We start from the raw sequence: 23,362 nt of genomic DNA, 5'->3' as shown, positions 1-23,362 counted from the left end.
AAAAGCCCAAATTCGGGCTTTTATTCTTAGAACAATTAACCGCAGCTTGCTTGAACTACTTTATTGGTTTTCGGATCGACTGTTACTGTCACACGGTCTTCGCGATAATCCATAGTCACAGGCTGCCCTGGTTGTACTAAGCGTACCATCTTCGCACTGGTTTTTTGCTTAATCTGTGCTTCAGTTAAATTTGACTGACCAATCAAAGCTGTCGCTTGCTCAGCAACACATTTGCTTTGACTAGAACGGAAAAGCGCCCATTCTTCAATGACTTGACCATTCGGCAAATGGCAATAGCCTACTTCACCATTGGCCTCTTTTCGAATCTCTAATTTACCACCCTGTTCAACACAGTATGTACTGGCAGGATTAGCCATACCTAAAGTTGGCTTTTCAGTTTCATTCTTTTGCGCAGTACTACAACCCGAAATAGCAGCAACAATTAATCCAAGCATTAAGATTTTTTTCATAAAAAATATTTCTTTAAATAAAAGATCAACATAGCAAATATATTTTTAAAAAACTGTGCGAGTTTTGCAAAATTTAAGATTGCATAAAAAAGCCCATCACTTGACGGACTTTTGTATACTGAAAGGCTATATTTTCAGGTCATTTTTAATTGACTGAGTGAATATCAAGCTCTTCGTTTTTCGCTAAAACTACAGATGCTAGAATTGGAGTACCTAAAATGAACGGCATGGCAAAAATCCAAAAGACCACGGTATAGTGCGGATCAAAGAAAAACTGAATAGCAAGCGCCACTAAAATTAAAACTAAAAATAAAATCGCTGCAAAACGTATTACAAAATTGATCGGCATAGGGATCATCACTCTAAATTTAGCAAGTCCATTTACTATACACCTACTTTCATTATGGTTTAATTGATTTTAAGTATCTAGTGTCTGTTGTTCATAGGTTTTCTTCATCTATCAAATAAAGAGTTTTATCAAATGGCAGATTAAGCTTTTTTTAACCCCTAAAAATAAAGCCTACATCATGTAGGCTTTATTTAGCAGAAGAGTGCTTTAGAACTTCCAGTTATAGAAGACGTCGATGGCTCGCTCTAATGACTGACTCGCTTCTAAGTACATACGTTTGTTCATTTGATAACGCAGAGTCAGTTTATTGACTGGTGTAAAGACACCCACACCATAACGAATATATAAGTCAGGTGTAATATACCCCGTCAGACTGACTTGTGTGTCATCCCCTGTACCTTGCGCATCCAACGCCAAACCACTTAAGCCAAAAGTACGTCCAATTTGGTTCGTAAAAGCGCGTGTACCGCCTAAACCTAAACTGATCCCTGCGGCAGCAATGGTGTTGTTGACATCTGACTTAAAGCCTTCCGTTTGACTTAAACCAGTTGTACCTTCGTTAATACGACCTGTAATTAATGCATTCAAAGCCTCTTGCTCAGAAAGCCCTGCATCGTTATAGACTTGAATATTGGGTGATGTTGCTGTACCCGTTACACGGAAACCCACCGTACTACCTTGTACATTTTTATTTGCATCAACATCCAGTGTTGGGTTGCTCAACACACCGTTAAAACGTGCAATGGCACGGTTTAAATCCAAACTCTGTCCATAAGCTTCAATTTTAACTTTCTGACTTACCCCAATTGCACCATTGGCACGCATTGCGGTTTCAGCACCACGCTGCGATAGATATAAACGCCCTAACAATGGAATACGGCTATTAAACCCTTGGAAGAAAACTTGATTACCTAATCCGACCATCACATCGGCACGAATATCCCAAGGTTTTGCGCTATTTAAAATCGCTAATTGGTTTTGACCTTCTCTGACCACGCGTACATCAGATGATACATTCACCACAGGTACAGATGCTTCAGGCATCGAAATCAACGCACGAGGAACTTGAATTTCACCGTTTAAGGTCAACTTCTTACTCAATGGTAAAACATCCAGTGTGATTTTTGGTGTCACTAGCGCGGTAATTAATGGTGCTTGGCGAATCAGTAAATTTTCTCCATTCAACTGAAGCTGAATGCGTGGATCATTTTTCCAATCTACTACCCCTGTAAGTGTGCCTACACCACGACCACTGTTAAAAGCACCATTAATGGTGGCTTGGTCTTGGCGTATAGCGGAATACAACTGAATATTGGTCAAATTGACTGGCAGTGAGATCATACTAATTGAACCGTCTTTCAGACGGACATCGCCTGTAAGTAGTGGTGCTTTTAGCGTTCCATTAATCTTACCTGCATACGAAAGTGTTCCGCCCATCGAACGTACATCAGCAATGAAAGGTTTAAAGACTTTGAGTTGCACCTGATCAAATGCAATTTCACCACGCATAGGCAAATTGTCCCGATATGGATCAATAACCACATTGGCATAGCCCACACCAATTTCAGGTGTTTTGACATCCAAACGGATTTGTAATCCTTCTGCGATGCTTTTGGCAACCAAAGCCACTTGTTCATATTTTAAGGTTGAGCCCATATCTTGTGGATCATCCGCCGCCAAGCCAATCACACCATTACGGGTGACTAAGCGCGCATCAATTTTTGGTTTAGACCCTTGTGCCCAAACCGCTTTAGCATGACCATTTAACTTACCTGTAATTGCTAACCCTTCAGGCATAAAGGCAGCAAAGTCGTTTAGGTCGAGGTTTTGAGTCAAGAATGAAATATTGCCACGTGTTTTACTGATACGAATCGGCTGGTCAAAACACAACTGACTTTGTTGACTCATCCAACAATGCGCACCAATCAACAAATCTGCTTTGGCACTGTTATAGACCACGGCTGCACTTTGGCGCTGTACCAACCGTGCACGCAAAGAGTCAAAATCACCTTTTTGGATCTGGCCTAACCAATCATTTTGCGCATTAAAACCACCTGCCAATTGCACATAAAATTTCGACTTTTCGTTTTGTGCAGAAACTTTTAATAAATGGGCTTTACGAATACCTGCCAGTGAAATTTCACCTTGTTGAATTTCACGATTACCACTTCTTAAGCTTTCCATTTTTGCAGTCAATAATGACGGCGTTGTTTCCGATGTCGGCAATTGCCCGACAATGCGTAATTTACGCATATCAATCAGATCTTTAAAGCCAAAATTATCCACTGCTAAGTTTGCGGTAGCCCTTAAACGCGGTTGAGATTGGATATTTAAATAGCCGTAAGCACGGCCACGTAAGCCCGCATAAATTTCATACAGTGCAGGCGCATTAATATTCAGTCTTAGGTTTTGTGCATTACCCGTTGCTTGCACTTGGTTTTTGGCATAAGCCAACAGTAGGTTATTCGCTTCAAACTGTTGCGGTAAAAAGCCCTTTTCGCTGGAGTTGAGCACCAAAGCTAAATTACCTGTGCCACGCACTGGCTTATTGTTCAGTGTACCTGCGAGGTTTAAGCTCTCAATGTTAACGCGTTTTAAAGCATCTGACCATGTGCCTTTGGTTTTCACTACACCAGACAATTCGCCTTTAACACTAGATGCAAAATATTGTGGTTTAAAACGAATGAATGCTGCATTCACATCCCAAGTGATACCGTGAATAAAATGCACCAAACCACTGGCATTAATTTGACCCGCCACACCATTGTGTTTCAGCTCAGTCACTTTAATAAATTCGGGCGTTCCTGAAAGTTTTAGGTTTAACGCACCCTGGCTGGCTTCAAACTGGCTGGCTTTTAAAGCGCCATCGTAGTTCACTGCATAGCCTTTGAAAGCACCACCAGCTTTTTCATCATTAAACAGGAGTGCCGCGGTTGACTGACCAGTTAAGTGAACCGTTTCATTATTGCCCACCAGTTTTCCAGTCAGATCAATGCCCTGTAGCTGAATGATTTGCTGATTCGGTTTGGCATAGCCACTTGCTTGGAGATTTCCATTCAATAGATTAACAGGTGAAGCTTCTGCTACCATTTGCGGGTTAAAATCTTTCGCGTTTAAAGCAGCTTTCCACTTCAGTTGACGTTTCTCATCTGGCAGCTCTACCACCGCATTACCACTTAAGCTTCCCTTACCTGCTACATAACTAAAACTCGGCACATTTAAATTATTATTTTTAAAATTTAACTGCGCGAGGTAATTACCCGCAGGTAACGTCGCTTTTTCGTGTTGACTCACAACAGTAGCAACATGAATATCTTGCTGACCTTCAACCAACGCCAGTTTTACATCCCCTGAAGCACTACTTAACCAGCCGATATAAGGCACGGCACGATCAATATTTTTCCAAGAGACATCCATCAACATTGGCTGGACTTTATTATTTTTCTCTGGGTTTTGGTCTAGTGCGAGATGCCATGCTTCATAACGATCAAAGTCTAGATCTGCGGTTAAGTGTAAACCCTTTTCAAGCGTACCTTGTGATGCAATTTTTGCATCCAAACTTGGCGGTAGAAAGTCAGAAACCACTTGTGGCAGTACATCGTCTTTAGGATTGATTTTATCTAAACGACCTTGTACGTCCCAAGTGACATGATCTTTCCAACTCACCACACCACCCAGATTGACCGAACCTTTCATCAACTGAGCATTTAGGTTATCAATATCAAGTTGATGAACCAAATCGGTATGCATCAAAGCAGTATATTGACCTTTTGGAATATCTTTACCACTTAAATCTGTATTTAAGTCAATATTTAAACGTTCGATATCACCTGAAAATTTAGCAACGCCTTTTTCAGCATAGAGTTTGTAATCGGTCAGGAGTGGTAAGTTGTAATGATTAAATTTAAGCTGACCTTGCATCGGTACATGCTTACGTACAGGGTGCAAAATGGCCCAACCTGTCAACAGGTCAGGCGTCCGCGTTGCAAAACCCGCTTGGATGGTGTCCAGTGTTCCTGTTGCATGTACAGCAATATCATGCACATTTAAACTATCACGCAGTGCCGGTAAGTTGGCAATGGCGGTCGCTTCAAGTGGATATTTCCCTGAGAACTTCATTTTCCCAGTTGCTTTACGAACTGCTAAATAGCCCATGTCCATACGAGAGTCTTCAAACTCAAGTTCCGTCCCCGACCAGAGGGCATTATTTAAATGCACATCATAAAAATCTACTTGGGCATCGGATGCGGTACGGATATTTAAATGATCAACATCTGCTGTATCTAAACGTAAAACAAAGGGTAATTTAATTTCGCTGAACTTAAAGGGTTCATCACTCGGCTCACCTTTGGTAATGATGCGCAAATTGCGCACATCGGCTTCACGTAGATGAATCTCTTTATTCAAAATGGCACGCCAGCCTAAAACCACATCGGCACGGTCAATTTTGACATCAACAGGTTTTAAGGTGACCACCACATTTTTAAGGATAATGCCTTTCCACAGATTACCACCTTCATATTCATATTGGATAATCTGCTGACGTTGTAAAACTTGGTCGAGTAGAAACTTACTGCCTTTATCAGTAGAAAACATGACCGCAAGCGATATCACCAACAAAATGAGCGTCAACAACAGCGTCAAAATGACACTTCTAAAAATCCGTCGCTGTTTGATGTGCGGCGCAGGTGGCGTTGGTTCTTGCTGCTGTTCTACTTCAGCCATAGTCTTCCCAAAAAAGTCTTAAATTTTATAATAATGAGCCAATAAAGAAATGCACACGTATCGGATGACTATCATCAGAAATTCCTGAAGCTACATCTATACGAATAGAGCCAATTGGTGAGGCCCAGCGTACGCCAAGACCGACACTATATTCGGTGTCATTGCTAAAATCTGTATCATAAGCATTACCAAAATCGCTGAATACTGCTGCACGCCAGCCTTCTTTAAACTGGTAATTGTACTCCATCGAGCCAACAGCTAAGGCCTGACCGCCCACTTTAAAGCCATCAACCACTGGAGACAGACTCTTATAGTCAAAACCGCGAATACCTTGGTCCCCACCTGTGAAATAACGTAAGTTATAAGGGACTTTATTAAAGTCTTCAGTGAAGATATAACCGAGATCGCCACGCCCAACAAACTGATGGTTGTCATTTTCACCCAATGAATAGATAAAGCGCCAACCCGCATTTACGATAGCCATATCGGCATCTGAAAGTAGGCTTTCACTACCCAATTCAATTTTATAAGTTTGTTTAATACCTTTACTTGGGTTTACACGTTTATCGCTGTCAATTCTAGAAATTTCATAGCCCAATAAAAGCGACTCTTGCTCAGGATCATTATTTGCAATAAATGCATCCGGCAAATCATCTACATTCGCTGAACCCTTTTGCGTCAATCGGTCTAAACGGTAACGTACACCATAGGTATGTTGCCAATTGCCCATTGGGTTTTTAATAACACGGTCTGCCCCTGCAACAGCAGACTCGGTGAGTAAGTTTACACCTTGTCCGACATCATCACGTTCTTCACGCTCATAGCCGCCCACGAGACTGATATAATCATTTAGTGGATGTTTATAGGGAATATTATAGCGACCATCAATAGCCTGTCGGATTTCTGAAAGCTCTAAGTTGGCATCAAATGAGTGGCCACGTTGGTTTACAATCGCACGGCGATATTGTGTACGCAAACGCGCCCCAGAATCACTACCATAACCCGCACCAACCTCGACACTATTTAACTGGTCCGCGTTTAAAGTGACTTTGACAGGGATCACTTTTGTTTCTCGAGCTTCAAGTTTTAAACGTTCTTCTTCACTTTGTTTGGTTTCTTGTGCGCTGCGAAGCTCTAATTGTGCTTGATTTTGCTCGGCATCATTGACACCGGCAAACTGTGCTTCACTGACCACAGACTGTGTCACTTCACGATTCGAAGCAACCTCCTTTTTCTCTTGAACCAAAACATCCTGACGAGAAAGTTGTTGTTCATCGACCAACTGCTGTAAATCAGGCGGTAACTCACGGATTCTTTCAACCGGATCAGGACGAACTGCATCTACCAAGCTGTAGTTAAAGTAACGTGAGTTGGTCAAATTATTGGCCAAACTATTAACACGCCAAAAAGTATAATCTGCCCCAGACTCCCAAGTCACTAAACTTTGTAAAACATCTAAATCAATAGGGAGTGGTTTGCTTGAGTCGCTCATCACAAACTCAACACCGCCGAGTTTATAACGTTCACCTGTTTCATAACGTAAGTTAATGTCTGCCGTATTTTGTGGCTGTTCAACTTTCACATCGTGTAAACGCCAGTAACTATCAAAGAAACCGTTATTACTAGCCGCTTCATTAATTCGTGCTTTCGTCGACTCATATAAGCCATGGTGTAATACATCGCCGACATCTTGCTCTGGTAAGACTTTAATCACTTGGAACTGCGGTAAGTACTGACCTGCACCACTGAACTCGATGTTTTGTTCTTCAATCCGCACAGGGTTATTCGGTACCACCTGAATGCGCACACGATTACTGCTGGTTTTTTCAAACTTAAACTCAGCATTATAAAACCCGACGGCTTGAGCAGCTTGGTTGGAAAGTGTCCGCAACTGTGGCAGTGCTGAAGGAAAGTCTTCAAAAGATTCTTCAGTAAAGCTCGAAACCTTGCCTTCAATATTTTCTTTTAAATTGACCAAAGCAGCCTGATACGCTTTATTGGATATCTCGCCTTCATATTTCGCATTGATGATTTCAACATCTGCATTGATTCGCGGCACTTTTGCAGTATCCAGTTCTCTTGGTGGTCGAATTTTATAAAGCATGCGCTTAAAGAAATTAGGTTCTTTGGCAATTTGCTCTTCAGTACTCATGCCAAAGTCTAAAGTATTGCCTTCCGTGTTGGCTTCTACTGAAATTTTACTGTCTGCTTGAATACTTTGCATCAGTTGATCGACATTGACCGGAGCTTGATTAATTTCCGCCATTTCCTGCTGAGTGGCATCACTCACCACCAACTCGGTCGTTTGACCACTTCGGTAAGCTTGAGCTTCTGCTTTCGCTTGCTCAGCCACCTGATAAATATCATTGGCCATGCCTTGATCAACTTGCACAGTTGGCAAATCTTCAAGATCATCAAACTCAATCGGTGCAAATTCAGGTAAATTTTTTAAAGCCGTCTGTTGCTGTTGCAACATTTGCATACTGTCTGGAACGCTAGACTGAACCACAGAATTTTCAACTTTTTTTAATTCGTCCGCGCTACCCATGCCTTGGCGAATCGCCTCTTTTTTAATGTCTTCAGTGAATTGTGTAGACGTTTGTGGCTCAACTTGTGCATTACTTGGTTCAATCGCAACGGGTGTTTCAGCCAAAGCAGCTTGTGACAAAAGCGTTAAAAAGATACTCAGACACAAATATTTATTGTTATGATGCCACGGTATGAAAGAATTCATACTCAATGAAAGAGTCGACTTTTTAAATTGTGTTTTGGCAAGCATAGAAAACTCTAAATTTATTTAATCGTTATGGATTTGCTCTAATGAATTGTCACAAAAGAACTGAAATCTATTGATTATTTTACCCAATTTCAGGTTTTAAATATCTTACATGATTTTATTGAACCTTTGAGCAATTAGTCACATTTCTTAATAAAACTTAATGCAGTGCAAAAAGCATGAAAAACAATGAACATCTATTAAGTACCCGTCGTTTTCTTCCCATGTTTATTACCCAATTTTTTGGTGCTTTAAACGACAATGTCTATAAACAAGCTTTGCTTTTAGTCATTACTTATGGATGGATTAATCAACAAACCGCGGATGTCAGCACCTTAAATAATTTAGCTGCACTGTTATTTATTTTGCCTTACTTCATTTTTTCTGCAACCGCAGGACAAATTGCCGATAAGTTTGAGCGCTCACAACTCATTCGTGGCATCAAAGTTCTAGAAATTGTGATTATGCTCATCGGTTCCGCGGGTTTCTTGTTGGGCAATTTATGGCTACTGCTCTTGGCTCTATTTATGATGGGCACGCACTCCACCTTCTTTGGCCCCATTAAATACGCCATTTTACCTGAGATTCTAAAACCGAATGAACTCATGTCAGGCAATGCGCTATTTCAGTCGGGTACCTCCATTGCTATTTTAATCGGAATGATTTTGGGTGGCGCAGTCATTTCGGTTTCTCAAGGCAATCTTATTTGGATCAGTCTGACTGTCGTCATCATTGCCGTTTTGGGTTATCTCTCCAGCCGATTTATTTTAAAACAGCAAGTCAGCTCACCCGACTTAAAAATTGACTGGAATTTCTTTAGAACCAGTTTTCAAACACTCAAATATGCCAAAAGCCTCCCCCTCATCTTTATGATTTTACTGGGAAATTCGTGGTATTGGTTTTACGGCGCGACCTATCTCACCCAAATTCCACAGTTGACTCAACAAAACCTACATGCATCAGAAAATGTCGTCAGTCTTTTACTCACGTTCTTTTCTGTCGGGATTGGAGTTGGCTCCCTGCTGTGTCGTAGAATTGGCGGCTCTGAAGTGAATATTAAAATGGTGCCTATCGGTGCGATTGGACTCACCCTATTTGCCTTTTACTTGGCTTTGAGTCTGGCTTATGTCCCAGAGCGTACAGGGGCAATGATGAATGTCGCGGACATGTTTAACCACGGTGCAATTTACTACCATGTCATGCTTGCGGTGACCTTACTCGGCATCAGTGGCGGTTTTTATATTGTGCCGCTATACGCCATGATGCAAGCCTATTCACCGCGTTCACATCGTGCACGTGTTGTTGCCGCAAACAACATATTAAATGCGGTGTTTATGGTGTCTTCTGCTATATTTTCGATTATCATTTTAAGTGTTTTGAAGATTGATATTAAAATACTTTTCAGCATTACTGCTGTATTGAGTGCGGGCTTTACGCTGTGGTTGTTATATCGACTCAAACCCATGCTAAAAACTGTACAACCTGAGTTAGAGGACTAAAGTTATGCGTCATTACACTGGCATCGATAAATTTATCAATTCTTTTGATCAAGCCCTGCGTAGCTTAGTTCCGGGCACAACGTCTGCTCAACGTGAAAACCCAGGCAAGGCGGTAGAAACTCAACTCGCAGTGAGTGAAGCGCGTCATGTTGCAGGTTTAATGCGGGTCAACCATAGTGGTGAAGTCTGTGCGCAAGCGCTTTATCATGGGCAAGCATTAACCGCAAAATTGCCAAATGTACGCCGCGAAATGGAACAAGCCGCGATTGAAGAACAAGACCATCTTGCATGGTGTGAAGATCGCTTAAAAGAGCTAGACAGCCATACCAGTCTGCTTAATCCAATTTGGTACGGCTTATCCTTTGGTATGGGCGCAATCGCAGGCATTGCAGGTGATAAATATAGCTTAGGTTTTGTTGCAGAAACTGAACGTCAAGTCAGTCTACATTTACAACATCACATCAGCCAACTCCCTGCTCAAGATGACCGTTCACGTAATATCCTTGTGCAAATGAATGAAGATGAATTACATCACCGTGATACAGCACTGAATGCTGGCGGTGTCGATTTGCCAATTCCTGTCAAAATCACCATGACGGCTATTTCAAAACTCATGACCAAGACCAGTTATTTTATTTAAGCAAATATGCCTTACTTTTATAAAAAAGCAGTGGTTATGCCACTGCTTTTTTATTGACTCTAATTTGCTTATTCCGCTGATATCGGCAGTAATAAAGTATTACCTACTTGCTTTAAATTCGCCGTATATTTTGACGCTAGTGATGGATTGGATGGATAGCTTTTCCCATTGTACTTCAGTATGACCTGTCCTAAACCACGGGTATAAACCGACAAATCATGCCAACCTTGGGTTTGGGTACTTAAGGCATAAATCGGTGTAGATGACACGGTCATTTTGCTATGCGGTTGAAAGCTTCCATTTGCAAGACCTTGAAAGACCAGCAATGTACAGCCACCAGAACCACACCACTCCATCCCACTTAATAGCACCACGGCGTCATCGATTCCGTCTTGGTTTAAATCATATAGGCTAGTTTGATAATCCGATTGATCTTGGGTATAGGTCTGAACAGCTAGTTTTAACCCTTGTTTTTCAGTCGTTTGAGATACACTCGTTTTATCCATAGCAGTTGTCGCTGTCATTTTGGACGGAGTTGAATGACAGCCCGCTAGAAACACTGCTAAAGAAAGAGCACTCAAAATTTGTATTTTCATGAAAATAGCTCGCTGTGAATTGTGTTTTATGAGCATGTTAAGCCAGTTCAACTGCCAATCACACTTCGATATGTTATTTGGTTTCCAAGCAGCTTACCGTTGGAAATGTATGCGTTTGATGTTGAAATGCATTATCCTTCCACACATCGAACATTGGAATTTTAACATCTAAAGCCAAAGGCAATTTTTTGGGATTGAACTGCATATGTTCTAAGTTTTCACCCCATGCAATCAAATCGACATCCAGTGAAATCTGATGTGATGGACGGACACGCCCAGATGTGGCTTCCATATTTTTCAGCAATACTGAAATCTCGGTAACAGACAAAGACGATTTCAACAAACAGGCTGCATTCCAATAATCTGCCCCAACCCCATCACGGCATGGAATTAAATAAATATTCGAAAATTGCAGTTGCCCAATTTTAGCAAGTTGCTCAGAGGCATATAAAAAATGTTGCTTTGGATTATTATTACTCGCCAGAGCTAGGGCGAAAATCGTTTCGGTGGCGTTCAAGACGAATTCCTACAGAATTTGCTTGCGCGATAATGGCAGGCTTACGGATGGTAATATTAATCGATTCAATCGCATGAAAGGTAGAAAAAAGTGCATTGATGACCAATTTTGCCGCATGTTCAATCAGTTCAGGCTTGGCATCTTGAATGACCTTTGCTGCAATTTCACAAATTTCAGCATAATTTAAGGTATGGTCTAAGTCATCTGAGTTTGATGCTTGCTCCAAATCCGTTTGAATAATCATATCCAACATTAAAGGCTGAATAATCTGACGTTCCCAGTTAAAACAGCCAACCACTGTTTCAACTTTTAAGCCTTCAATGATAATTGCGTCCACATTATTACCTTTAACAGATTTTGACTTTTAATCCCTGCCTTGCGAAACCATGTTTCTCACCGCTTAAACAGGAAAGCGTTTTTCAGTCCCTCCTTTCAAAAGAAGGACTGAAAGGTTCTTTTGGTGAATGTGCTTCAAAAGAACTTAGTTTTTTAACAACACATTTGGATCCATAGTTTGCACCATTTGCAAACGCTGGTCAGCATAGATGTCGGTATACGGTGCAAGGATGCGCATGAAACGATCGAAATACAGCATCTGTTTAAATAACAAGGCAAAATCACGCGGGAAGCGAATACCGTGACGCTCGCCTACTGCAACCATATCCATCATGATGTCATTTAAATCTGCTGGGTTTGAACTCAGCAATTCTTGCGGATCTGCCAACAACACACCACTAAATAAACGCTCAAGATCTGCAGCCAACACTTGCGTATCAATCTTCACTGCGGTCATGCCCATTTTCAGCATGTTTTCCGCCATGAGTGGATAATCCGTTTTTTGTAAGGCATCCATAAAGGCGATACAAGCTGTCCATACTTCAGGTTTCAACTGTCCCACAATGCCGAAATCAATAAAACCCACACGACCATCATCAAGCAGCATCAGGTTTCCAGCATGTAAGTCAGCATGGAAGCTATTACACATCATCAGGCTACCAAACCATGTGTTCATGGCAGTAATCAGGACTTGTGAAGGATCTTTACAGCGCTTTTTAACCACTTCAAAATCAGTCAGTGGTACGCCGTAAAGACGCTGCATGGTGAGTACACGGCGCGTTGAATATTGGTGATAGACCTTAGGTGCCATCGCCTTATGGTTTTGCGTGATATTGAGATAATTCACAAAGTCATCCAGATTACTGGCTTCTTCAATAAAATCGACTTCACGAACCATGCGGGTTTTGATTTCTTCCACAATGTCTGCAAGAGATGCAAATTTGACTTTAGGCACCGCTTTTTCTAAAACCTTGGTTGCCCAGTGCAGAACATTTAAGTCGGTATACAGAATCGTTTCTACACCCGGCTTTTGCACTTTAATCACCACATCTTCACCTGTTACCAGCTTTGCAGCATGAACTTGGGCAATAGACGCTGAAGCTAATGGCGTTTCATCAATCGATGCAAAAATCTCCGACAGATTTCGACCTTCAAACTCAGACGCCAGAACTCCCTGTACATAACTAAACGGTAAAGATGGAGTTTGGTCTAAACAGCCTTGAAACTCTTCAACATATTCACGTGGAAAAAGTGAAGGTGTACTCGCAATAAACTGACCCAACTTGATATAGGTTGAGCCCAGAGACTCAAAGGTTTCACGCATCAATTTGGCATTACTTGGTTTTTCAGTGGCGTACTTAATACCCGCACGTGCTGCAATGACTGCTGTTTCCCCAACACGGGCAACAGAACGCAGTCCATCTAAAAAGATATTGTTTTTCATAATATCGGTCAAAAATAAATTGTATTGAGTGTATCAAAGAATGAAAAAATTGTAGGCTTATCTTGCCTGACAAACTGGACAATCTGTATCTTTTTCGAAAGCAAGCAAACGTTGTTTCATACTTAAGCCATCCCAAAGTAACAAGCGTTGTTTGAGTGCAGTCACATTTAAACCCAAATATAAAAGTGCATGATGCGCTTGAAGACTGGCCATCACGTTCGGCGTGGTGGCCAAAACACCTGAATCTGCACAGCGCAGGCTTTCATTCGCATGTTCTTCTTTCGGGAACAGACATTCATAACAAGCGGACTCACCTTCCACCATAAACAGTTGCCCTTGAAAACCAATGGCCGATGCACTGATGAGTGGAACATTGGCCGCTTTACACTGCTGATTGACCAAATACCGTGTCGTAAAATTATCACAACCATCAAGGACTAAGTCTTGACCTGCAATTAAATTAGCTGCATTGGCTGTATCAAGTTTTACAGTATACGCATGGACTTTGATGTAGGGATTGATCTGCTTTAAACGCTGGGCCAAAACCTCTGCTTTATAAAAACCGACATTATTTTCTACATAGGCAATCTGTCTTTGGAGATTGCTCACTTCGATCGTATCAGCATCAATCAGAGTGATTTGCCCTACACCAGCACGTGCCAATAACTCAGCAGTCAAACAACCAACACCTCCACAGCCAACAATGAGTACATTGGCCAACTTGAGTTTTTCTTGTGCCTCTATATCCCATCCGTCCAATAAAATTTGACGACTATAGAGATGCATTTCAGCATTACTGAGTTCTAGACTTTCATCTAACTCGTCCATGATTCAGCCTTTCGCTAAAGAAAATGTTGATGGCGAATTATACCCATGAAACCAAGGTTAGCCATGCACAAATTCAATAAATGCTATGTGCTTTACATAGCCCAACTTTTTGACTTTTAAGTTACGGAGATTGAATCATACTAGTTACCTAGTCAAATTTACTTAGGCTATTTATATTTCGAGCGGTGTTCCACAAGTCACATGCTACTATAAATGTTTAAAAGAAAAAGCCAGCCTATTAGAACTGACTGGCTTTAGCTTTAAGACCCTTTTATTTTTAAATTAAATGGCAGCTTATAGGGTTTGCATCTTTGCCACTTCTTGCTGTTTCAGCAAATTACGTTGAATTTTGCCACTCGACGTTTTCGGCAAACTTTCAACAAACTCTATTTCTTTCGGATACGCATGTTTAGATAAACGTGAGCGCACATAGGCTTGAAGTTTGCTATCCAATTCCTTAGATGCTTGGTACTGTGGTTTCAGCACCACAAAAGCTTTCACCACTTCCGTACGCTCTGGATCAGGCTTACCAATCACAGCTGACTCGAGTACTTCCGCACACTCAAGTAAGGTACTTTCGACATCAAAAGGTCCGACTCGATAGCCTGACGTTGTAATTACATCGTCAGCACGCCCAACAAAGTCGATACCACCAATTTCATTCAGCTTGACCGTATCACCTGTTAAATAATACTGTCCCACAAAGGCTTTACGATTATTGCCACCATAGCCTTTAAACCATGTCAGTGGTGACTGGCTAAAGTCTATCGCCAACGTTCCTATTTCACCGCACTTGACTTCTTGGTGGTTGACATCAAGTACAGCAAAGCGGTGTCCAGGATTGGCAAAGCCTGCCGAACCAACCTTTTTCTCATGCTCCAATGCATGATGGTTGGCGATCACCATGCCCAACTCAGTTTGTCCATACTGGTCATAAATATTGACGTTCAGATCATTATTGAACCAATGAATCACTTCTGGGGTCAAAGGCTCACCCGCACTACTGACAGCACGTAGGTGAGTTTTAATGGAAGGATCAAACTTTTCTTTAAAACCAAAGAACATCCGAAAAGCTGTAGGCGAACCCGTTAAGTTACTGACGCGATACTTTTTAATGACTTCAAGCGCATGATCGACGCTAAATGCACGCTCATCCATAATAATGCTGTGCCCCAAGCTGAGCGGCCCTGTGATTCCGTAGTACAACCCATAAGCCCAGCCCGGATCGGCTAAATTCCAAAATGAATCGTCTTCTCTTAAATCAACCGCATGTTGCATATAACCCTTAAAAGCCAAAACTGCTTTTAAAGGGACAGGCACTGATTTGGCTAAACCTGTGGTGCCTGAGGTAAACATCATGAGGAAATCATCATCAAAGCTACGCAAAACAGCTTCACATTGATTGGACTGTTGTTTTGCTTCCTGCCAAAAATCAGTTTCATTGCTGGTTAAGTTTGTTCCTGCATTCACAGTCAGGATATGTTTGACTTCAACGTGATTTAGCTTTGGACGTTGCTCTGCATTGGTCACAATCAATTTAGTATTCGCAGTTAAAACTCGATGTTCAATCGCCTTCGACTCAAAAGCAGTAAACAAAGGCTGATAAATCGCGCCGATCCGCCATGTTGCTAAAATTGTAATCAACAGTTCACGCGTACGCGGTAACAGCCCTGCGATACAGTCACCTACTTGAATCCCAATACTTTTAAAATAATTTGCCAACTGAGCTGAGGCAACATCGAGCTGTTCAAAACTCCATTGCTCAGACTCGCCATTTTTTCCTTCCCAGATGAGTGCTGTTTTTTTCTGCCCTACATAGCGCTGACAGCACTCAATATAGGCATTGATTGCATTGGGTTGGCCTACCAATTGTTCCTGAATCAGTTGTTCATAGTTAAATTCTTGATGGGCTTGTTCTAATGTCTTCATCACGACAACCTCGTATTATCCATTTTTTAAGGCCAAATCCACTTTGGCCGTCCATATTCTTTATCGTTTTAAGCGTTGAACTGACCTCATTGTCAGTCCTATATTATTTGAAAACTTAGAGCGGTTCAGTTGCTCTATTTAATGACTGTACTTAACCGCTGTACCTAGATAACCATGTTTTAAATGCGCCTACAATTTCCAAATCCCTCAATGAAAATGCAGGCTTTGAACATCGACCAAGGTCTAAAACTAAGTCGACTTAAACCTTGGTGACTTCACGTGCAATGACAAGACGCTGGATATCAGACGCTCCTTCATAAATCTGGCTCACACGGACGTCCCGATAAATTCGTTCAACAGGAAAATCTGAAACATAGCCATAGCCACCATGAATTTGAATCGCATCAGAACAAACACGCTCCGCCATGGTTGAGGCAAACAGTTTGGCCATAGAGGCTTCTTTTAAACACGGCAATCCTGCATCCTTCAAAGTGGCTGCATGGAAAATTAACTGACGTGCAGCTTCAATTTGCGTCGCCATATCGGCTAAACGAAAAGCAACTGCCTGATGTTGCACAATTTCAACACCGAAGGCTTTTCGTTCATTAGCATATTCAACCGCAGCATCTAAAGCGGCACGAGCCATACCCACTGATTGCGCTGCAATACCAATACGTCCCGACTCCAAATTTGAGAGGGCAATTTTATAGCCCTCACCTTCTGCGCCTAGCAAATGATCTGCTGGAATGCGGCAGTTCTCCAAAACGATGGTTGCCGTATCTGAACAGTGCTGCCCCATCTTTTCCTCTGTACGAGAGACAATATAGCCGTCGATATCGGTTGGGACTAAAAAGCAAGAAATACCTTTCTTACCCGCAGCTTTGTCTGTGACTGCAAAAACCAAAGCGACTTGCGCATGCTTTCCTGTGGTGATGAATTGCTTGGTTCCATTCAGCACCCATTCATCGCCCTCACGAACAGCTTTACACTCCAACGCTCCTGCATCTGAGCCTGCTTGTGGTTCAGTGAGACAAAAACAACCCAACCACTCACCTGTGGCAAGCTTGCTTAAATATTGCTGCTTTTGCGCATCAGTTCCATAACACTGGGTAATGCCACACGGCAGTGAGTTTTGCACACTGACAATGGTCGAAATAGCACCGTCACCTGCTGCAATCTCCTCAAGTGCCACCACCAGTGAAATATAATCTAAACCCGCACCACCCCACTCAGGTGAAACAGTCATACCCAAAGCACCTAACTCACCTAGCTCTTTAAGCTCTTGCGCAGGAAACTGTGCGGTTTTGTCACGTTCAGCTGCAGTTGGCTTCAGTTTTTCCTGCGAATAACTACGCAGCATATCCTGAACCATTTTTTGTTCTTCATTTAAAATCATGGAGTATCCCTTCTCTGTTCAGGTTATTAAATTTAATAAATATTTGATACACGGCGACCCATTCGCAACCTGAAAGCCTTTCAAAAGATAATGTTTTTGCGAGAAAATAGTCTGTAAATTCAAAAAAACAGGTTTTGCGAATGGAGATGGTTTTGCCTACTTTTCCCGAAAGAAAAGTAGGTCGAACCGAAGGTTATAAGATGCCCTTACTTATCGACCTAAAGACTCCGTCATAAACTCAAAGATCACAAATCAAAATAGATTATTTAGGCTGCATACGAATCGCACCATCTAAACGAATCACTTCACCATTCAAATAACTATTTTCAAGAATGTGCCCCACAAGCTGAGCGAACTCTTGAGGCTTTGCCAAACGCTTCGGAAATGGCACCATTTCACCCAACGCATCTTGTACATTTTGCGGCATCGCCTTCAACATTGGCGTTTCCATTATGCCTGGAGCAATGGTCATCACTCGAATTTTCTCACGTGCTAGTTCACGTGCCAGCGGTAAAGTCATTGAAACCACAGCGCCCTTAGAGGCTGCATAAGCAGTTTGGCCAATTTGCCCGTCATAGGCTGCAACCGAAGCTGTATTCACAATCACACCACGTTCTTCTTCACCGGCTTGAGGTTCATATTTCGCGATTAACTGCGCAGCAAAACGCAGCATATTAAAAGTACCTGAGACATTGATGTTTAATACTTTTTGGAATAACGCCAGCTCATGAATACTGTCACGACCCAACACTTTGGCTGAAGGCGCTACACCCGCACAGTTCACCAATCCATTCAACTGTGCATATTCCGCCTCGATTTCTTGGAAGAAACCTTGCACGGCGTGCTCATCAGTAACATCAAGGCTTTTAAACTGAGCATTTTCACCCAACTCATGCTGTAGCTCTTCACCTAAAGCTTGGTTCATATCCACCAAAATAACTTTCGCACCTTGTTCAATCAAATGACGTACTGTTGCTGCGCCTAAACCCGATGCTCCACCCGTGACGACAAAAACCTTCCCTTGAATCTTCATTTATTTTTCCTTGTATGATTGAATGCTACGACTTAAGAAGAAATGTAAACACAGAAGCACTTGAGTACAATTTCCAAATATTGCATCTTCCATGATGGTTTTGGACAATGCTCAAAATGCACAATAAAAATATGGAAGCCACTATGACTGCATCGGAACATGCAAATGCCCAGAAAGATTCCATTTCAATTGCTTTGGTACACGAAGCATTGTTTGAAGCTGAAAAGCAGGGATACGCAGTTGCAGATATTTTGAAAAATGCAGGCATCAATAGCGAATTGTTAAGTGCGACAAAAGCACGGGTCTCAGTCAATCAATATGCACAGCTCTGGACTGAACTGGCCAATGTCATGAATGATGAGTTTTTTGGGATGGATCGTCATGCTATGCGCCGTGGCAGTTTTCAGTTTTTATCTAAATCACTGTTACACACCACCCAGCTGGACCAAGCCATTCAGCATATTTTGCAGTTTATGAATTTGGTACTAGACGACTTTAGCAGTCACCTCATGGTGCAAGAACATTATGCCTATATCGTGATTTATGAACGACAACAGCCCAAGCGTATGTTTAGTTACGCAACTTACATCATGTTGATTCATGCTCTAATGTGTTGGCTGATTGGGCAACGGGTGATTTTGAATCAAATTCAACTCAAATGTGATGCACCTACAGATGACATCGACTACAAAGTTCGTTTTTGTGAAAATATCCAGTATCAAATGGCTGAAAATTATATTCAGTTCGATGCCAATTATTTAAAAATGCCCATAAAACAGGACAGTAAATCGTGGTATCAATTTATTCAACAAACCCCACATATTTTACTGACCCGTTATAAAAACCCACATTCAACCAGTGCCCAAATTCGTCGCTATTTAATGCAAGACCCCCCGATACAGTGGCTTGAACTGTCTGAAATTGCCCATCATTTCAATATGTCTGAGGCAACAATTCAGCGTCGACTGAAAAGTGAAGGTTTCAGTTATCAACAGCTCAAAAATGATATACGCCGTGATATGGCCATTGAGCTGCTCAGTAACAACCAAGTATCATTACAAGACATTAGCACTGAACTCAATTTTCATGATCCGAGTGCTTTCCATCGTGCTTTTAAAAAGTGGACTGGGGTCAGCCCTGGCGCTTATCGTCAAAATAAGGACGCTTAACTTCAGTCGATTGGTATAAGCAACTATGCGACGCCCTTGCTCTTTCCACATAACAAATAACCAACCCATAAAATTTTCTCGTTAAAGGAAACCTCAACATTCTATTGTTCTGGGTTTGGTTTTGATTGGCCAAAGGAAATGTCAACAGGGCTTATAAATTAAATTGAATTTTTGATGCTCATTCATCGGAAAATCAGGGTGCTGTCGCACTTTGTCACTGACTTAAAAAAATTACCTGCCATAGTGATCTCGTCATATTGTTTTACACAATATTGAATAAAAACATCATGGAGGGAACACATGAGCACCCAATTAAATAAAAACTTAATGAAAAATATCGGATGGTTATCATTATTGCTGTGCAGTCAGCAAGCGATAGCAGACTCATACATTTATGTGACCAATACCACCCCTGAAACGGTATCCGTCAATATTAATCATCATGGTACACGCACCTTAACTCAGGGGAGTCAATGGGCTCAAGAAGCCACCCAAATTGCACCTTATGAAACCAAACGTGTACTGCGTTTTAACCGTTATACTGGGGTAAAGTCAGGTCAAACTTATAATTTTGATACAGTCATTACAGGCGGGGGGTCAAGCGTCACCCTGAAACAATCTATGACTGGCACTTGGTCTGGCAGTGATATTAAACACTCTGCATCTGGCAGTGATTTCTCTGCACCATGGTTCAACGACCGCAACATTCAGCGTTTCAACACCAATTATGCAGGAAAAGCGGCGCAGACTGCTTTTAAAGCTGAATACACTGGTGGTTATGACGACTTCCACTATACTATCCATCAAAATACCGTGCCAGAACCCGTTGTCAGCAGTGCTGATGAGTTTAAAGTTTTAACCTACAATATTTATGCTCTTCCTTTGGTGGCAAGTAAAATTGATTCGCGTTTAGAGCAACTGCCGCAAAACCTAAAAGGCTACGACGCGATCTTATTCCAAGAAACCTTTGCTTCTGGTCGTACCGCCATGTTGGCCAAATTAGCGCAGGAATATCCGTACCAAACTTATATTCCAATCGGTTCAGGTTTCAATATCTATGACAGCGGCATATTGGTTGCCAGTCGCCATCCAATTGTAAAAACGGATCATTTTATTTATCCGAGCTGTACAGGGATTGACTGTTTTGCCGATAAAGGCGTGATTTATGCCGAAATCCTCAAGAATGGCAAAGCCTATCATGTGACCTCCACGCATACCGCATCGTTTGATACCGACGCGGCACGTGATATGCGCCAGCAACAATTTAAGCAAATCCGCGCTTTGGTCGATAAGCAAAATATTCCATCATTTGATGCGGTACTCATGGGCGGTGACTTTAATGTCAACAAACTCCTGTGGCCGCAAGATTATGCGCAAATGCAAATTAACTTGAATGGTACAGTACCAGTCAGCACAGGATATACCGAATCGACCTTCGATCCACGAGTGAATAAACTCGCGGGTGCAGGACTCACGGGCGGCTCTACCGTGGAGTATTTAGACTACGTGGTGTCATCCAATAACCACCGTCAGCCTATGCAAGCACGTAATGATGTCCGCATTCTTCGCTCGGCTGCCGACCCCTTATTTATGACTTGGGACTTATCTGACCACTTCCCAGTAATGGGTCAATTCCAATATAACCCATAAGGAAGAACAATGAAGCGCTTTGGGCTTATCGCTTTGGTGCTGAGCGTATTGGTGATCGGTGTGGTGATATGGTTGGGCCTTGGCTCATCATATGCCACATCGGGTCAAACTCAGGCATCCTCACCATCCCTTACAGAGACTGCTCAACCCAGCAATTTGCAAGAGAAGCTTGCTGCTGCAAACAATGACGAGTCAAAAATGCAGCAACAACAGCAACAAGAATCCATCCAAAAAATCATTCAACTCTTTCAAAAAAATCCGGGCAATATCACACAATTATTAAACCAGTTACAGCAAAACTGCCCTGATACCAACTGTCAGGCATTATTAAAACAGGTATTGGCCGAATATCCAGATCAACAGTTTGCCCAGACTTTAAAACAATTGATAGAACGCCTACCACTGTACGAAAAAGAAATGCAAGCTAAAACCATGTCCACACAAATGACACCGCAACAGCGTTATCAGGAGATTTGGAACTTACGCGAACAGACTTTAGGTAAGCAAGAAACACAACTCGGCTTTGCTGAAGAAAAAGAGTTTGCCAGCTATCAGTTTGCTTATGGTGAGCTCTTGAGCCGCGCACCGAACATGACCTTACAACAACGACTGAGTGAACTTTCACAACTACAGCAACAATATAAAAATCCGAGCAAAAATATTGATGGTCAAAGTGGTAGTTATGATAAAGCCCTTAAATTGGCTTTAATTGGCGTCACCGACCCAATACAGCAACAAGAAATTACCCAACAAATTCGTAACAGTTACTTTTCAGGCAAAGAAGCGGCGCAGTTGGCTGAACGCGAACAACAAGTTGCTCGTCAGCAACAACAGATCACCAGTTATCAATCTGAACTTGCTGCTCTCAACCAAGAAATGAACCAGCAAAAACAAAACTTAGTTGAAAGTGCATGGCAGCAGCAATATCAACTCCGTCTAGAACAACTGAGGCAAAAGCACTTTAACTAGTGGCTTAAATGTTCATCATTCTCCACATCAAACAAAGACAGCTAAAGCAAGGTGATATACCTCATGTTGCTTTAGCATGTCCTTATAAATTGCAATTCCACAATGTTTTGAGTTCGCATCAGTGATGCGTAAAATAAAGACCATTGCAACAAAGATATTAATAAGTTATTACTTTTCAATACTTTAAAAATAATTCTAATAACTTTTCAATTGAAGTCCCTCGATAGTCCGCATTGAATACTTCTTTTGATCGATCCGAGCCCATTGCAACAGTAGTGTAAAATGTAAACATGCTCTCAATTTAATAAATTTAATCTTTTCATTTACTTAACAAATCCATCTTTCATTTATCGGAATCTATTTGCAAAAAGTTCCAAAATGGATTATTTTTCAACCAATTTTAAAGCATTCTTTAATGCTTATTTTCCGGCTGTACTCCCCCTGTTTAATCACCTTATTTCTTTTAAAGGTTATGACATGCTTAAAATGATTGATGTTCTCGATCAACGTCTGGTGCAAAACTTTACTCAAGCTTTGCAGTCTCCTACCCCACAATTTGAAGAGCAACTGGATCAAGGTATTCTCAATGCATCAGACCTTGAATTAAATCATGCTGTTACTGCATTTTTTAATGAAGTTAATGCGATTGAAGCTGCTCAAGCGTTGGATATTAGCGCTGACCGTATTCAAGCCCTGCAGTTAGGTGCATCGTTTAAAGATGAACAATATTTAGCTGATCTAAAGAAAATTGTGACACTTTGTCTTGCACTTGAAACAGATGCTTTAGAGCAAGTTGAAGTGTTTGACAGCTTACAAGACTATCCTATGTAAACTTGCAAGCCCTTAAAAAAGCGACTATTACAGTCGCTTTTTTACATTCAAAATGAATGATTTAGTTATGCAATCTTCATATAAGAAGAAATTATTCTATGCTTTTTTAAAGTTATTCTATACTCCAAAAACTACACAAAGCTCAACATACTTATTAAAATTCAGATATTTAAATCAAGATTATCTACTTATTTCAATTTAGTAT

18 protein-coding genes are annotated in these 23,362 nt (G+C 41.5%); 6 read left to right on the top strand and 12 right to left on the bottom strand.

Annotated features, from left to right (window positions below; translation table 11 throughout):
* Positions 1 to 35 precede the first annotated feature (35 nt).
* The 4 genes from KVY11_RS05245 to KVY11_RS05230 all read right to left on the bottom strand — a co-directional run bounded on the left by KVY11_RS05245 (position 36) and on the right by KVY11_RS05230 (position 8,323).
* Entirely contained in the window at positions 36 to 470 is a 435-nt protein-coding gene (locus KVY11_RS05245) for an I78 family peptidase inhibitor (protein WP_218288341.1), read from the bottom strand.
* Between the two features lie 145 nt (positions 471 to 615).
* On the bottom strand, positions 616 to 819 hold the full coding sequence (locus KVY11_RS05240) for a hypothetical protein (RefSeq protein ID WP_168158845.1): 204 nt from the start codon (positions 817 to 819) through the stop codon (positions 616 to 618).
* A 207-nt stretch (positions 820 to 1,026) separates the two neighbouring features.
* Positions 1,027 to 5,544, bottom strand: coding sequence for a translocation/assembly module TamB domain-containing protein (locus KVY11_RS05235; protein WP_218288340.1), 4,518 nt, complete (start codon positions 5,542 to 5,544; stop codon positions 1,027 to 1,029).
* A 25-nt stretch (positions 5,545 to 5,569) separates the two neighbouring features.
* The gene (locus KVY11_RS05230) at positions 5,570 to 8,323 is read right to left on the bottom strand and encodes an autotransporter assembly complex family protein (RefSeq protein ID WP_218288339.1); all 2,754 of its coding nucleotides are present in this window, start codon (positions 8,321 to 8,323) and stop codon (positions 5,570 to 5,572) included.
* Between the two features lie 176 nt (positions 8,324 to 8,499).
* Here KVY11_RS05230 and KVY11_RS05225 point away from each other — a divergent pair, with 176 nt between their 5' ends.
* Together KVY11_RS05225 and coq7 are read left to right on the top strand one after the other, a co-directional pair.
* Positions 8,500 to 9,819 carry an MFS transporter gene (locus KVY11_RS05225; protein ID WP_218288338.1) on the top strand — a complete coding sequence of 440 codons (1,320 nt, stop codon included), beginning with the start codon at positions 8,500 to 8,502 and terminating at the stop codon, positions 9,817 to 9,819.
* 4 nt (positions 9,820 to 9,823) lie between these two features.
* Positions 9,824 to 10,459: a 2-polyprenyl-3-methyl-6-methoxy-1,4-benzoquinone monooxygenase gene (gene coq7 / locus KVY11_RS05220; protein WP_004696505.1), complete on the top strand. Its 636-nt coding sequence runs from the start codon at positions 9,824 to 9,826 to the stop codon at positions 10,457 to 10,459.
* Positions 10,460 to 10,527: 68 nt separating this feature from the next.
* Here coq7 and KVY11_RS05215 read toward each other — a convergent pair whose 3' ends face one another.
* The 8 genes from KVY11_RS05215 to KVY11_RS05180 form a co-directional block, all read right to left on the bottom strand.
* A complete protein-coding gene (locus KVY11_RS05215; protein ID WP_218288503.1) occupies positions 10,528 to 10,965 on the bottom strand; it encodes a hypothetical protein in 438 nt (145 codons plus the stop codon).
* Between the two features lie 163 nt (positions 10,966 to 11,128).
* The gene (locus KVY11_RS05210; protein ID WP_218288337.1) at positions 11,129 to 11,572 is read right to left on the bottom strand and encodes a 2-amino-4-hydroxy-6-hydroxymethyldihydropteridine diphosphokinase; all 444 of its coding nucleotides are present in this window, start codon (positions 11,570 to 11,572) and stop codon (positions 11,129 to 11,131) included.
* Positions 11,529 to 11,909, bottom strand: a complete 381-nt coding sequence (gene folB, locus KVY11_RS05205) for a dihydroneopterin aldolase (protein ID WP_010327015.1) — start codon at positions 11,907 to 11,909, stop codon at positions 11,529 to 11,531. The genes KVY11_RS05210 and folB overlap by 44 nt, the downstream gene beginning before the upstream one ends.
* A gap of 144 nt (positions 11,910 to 12,053) precedes the next feature.
* Positions 12,054 to 13,352 carry an AarF/ABC1/UbiB kinase family protein gene (locus KVY11_RS05200; RefSeq protein WP_218288336.1) on the bottom strand — a complete coding sequence of 433 codons (1,299 nt, stop codon included), beginning with the start codon at positions 13,350 to 13,352 and terminating at the stop codon, positions 12,054 to 12,056.
* A gap of 57 nt (positions 13,353 to 13,409) precedes the next feature.
* Positions 13,410 to 14,180 carry a HesA/MoeB/ThiF family protein gene (locus tag KVY11_RS05195; RefSeq protein ID WP_218288335.1) on the bottom strand — a complete coding sequence of 257 codons (771 nt, stop codon included), beginning with the start codon at positions 14,178 to 14,180 and terminating at the stop codon, positions 13,410 to 13,412.
* A 294-nt stretch (positions 14,181 to 14,474) separates the two neighbouring features.
* Positions 14,475 to 16,109 carry an AMP-binding protein gene (locus KVY11_RS05190; RefSeq protein ID WP_218288334.1) on the bottom strand — a complete coding sequence of 545 codons (1,635 nt, stop codon included), beginning with the start codon at positions 16,107 to 16,109 and terminating at the stop codon, positions 14,475 to 14,477.
* Positions 16,110 to 16,368: 259 nt separating this feature from the next.
* On the bottom strand, positions 16,369 to 17,505 hold the full coding sequence (locus KVY11_RS05185; protein ID WP_218288333.1) for an acyl-CoA dehydrogenase family protein: 1,137 nt from the start codon (positions 17,503 to 17,505) through the stop codon (positions 16,369 to 16,371).
* A 262-nt stretch (positions 17,506 to 17,767) separates the two neighbouring features.
* Entirely contained in the window at positions 17,768 to 18,538 is a 771-nt protein-coding gene (locus KVY11_RS05180) for a 3-hydroxyacyl-CoA dehydrogenase (protein ID WP_218288332.1), read from the bottom strand.
* Between the two features lie 143 nt (positions 18,539 to 18,681).
* Here KVY11_RS05180 and KVY11_RS05175 point away from each other — a divergent pair, with 143 nt between their 5' ends.
* From KVY11_RS05175 to KVY11_RS05160, 4 genes are all read left to right on the top strand, one after another.
* Positions 18,682 to 19,707, top strand: coding sequence for an AraC family transcriptional regulator (locus KVY11_RS05175; RefSeq protein WP_218288331.1), 1,026 nt, complete (start codon positions 18,682 to 18,684; stop codon positions 19,705 to 19,707).
* Between the two features lie 327 nt (positions 19,708 to 20,034).
* The gene (locus tag KVY11_RS05170; protein WP_256350701.1) at positions 20,035 to 21,357 is read left to right on the top strand and encodes a sphingomyelin phosphodiesterase; all 1,323 of its coding nucleotides are present in this window, start codon (positions 20,035 to 20,037) and stop codon (positions 21,355 to 21,357) included.
* A gap of 9 nt (positions 21,358 to 21,366) precedes the next feature.
* Positions 21,367 to 22,326, top strand: a complete 960-nt coding sequence (locus tag KVY11_RS05165) for a hypothetical protein (RefSeq protein WP_218288329.1) — start codon at positions 21,367 to 21,369, stop codon at positions 22,324 to 22,326.
* Positions 22,327 to 22,803: 477 nt separating this feature from the next.
* Positions 22,804 to 23,157, top strand: coding sequence for a hypothetical protein (locus KVY11_RS05160; RefSeq protein WP_029575052.1), 354 nt, complete (start codon positions 22,804 to 22,806; stop codon positions 23,155 to 23,157).
* Positions 23,158 to 23,362 lie beyond the last annotated feature (205 nt).

It is taken from the genome of Acinetobacter sp. CWB-G5, from assembly GCF_019209785.1.
Lineage (GTDB): Bacteria > Pseudomonadota > Gammaproteobacteria > Pseudomonadales > Moraxellaceae > Acinetobacter > Acinetobacter johnsonii.
The sequence above is the reverse complement of the archived record's forward strand: the minus strand, read 5'-3'. Positions and strand labels throughout refer to the sequence as shown.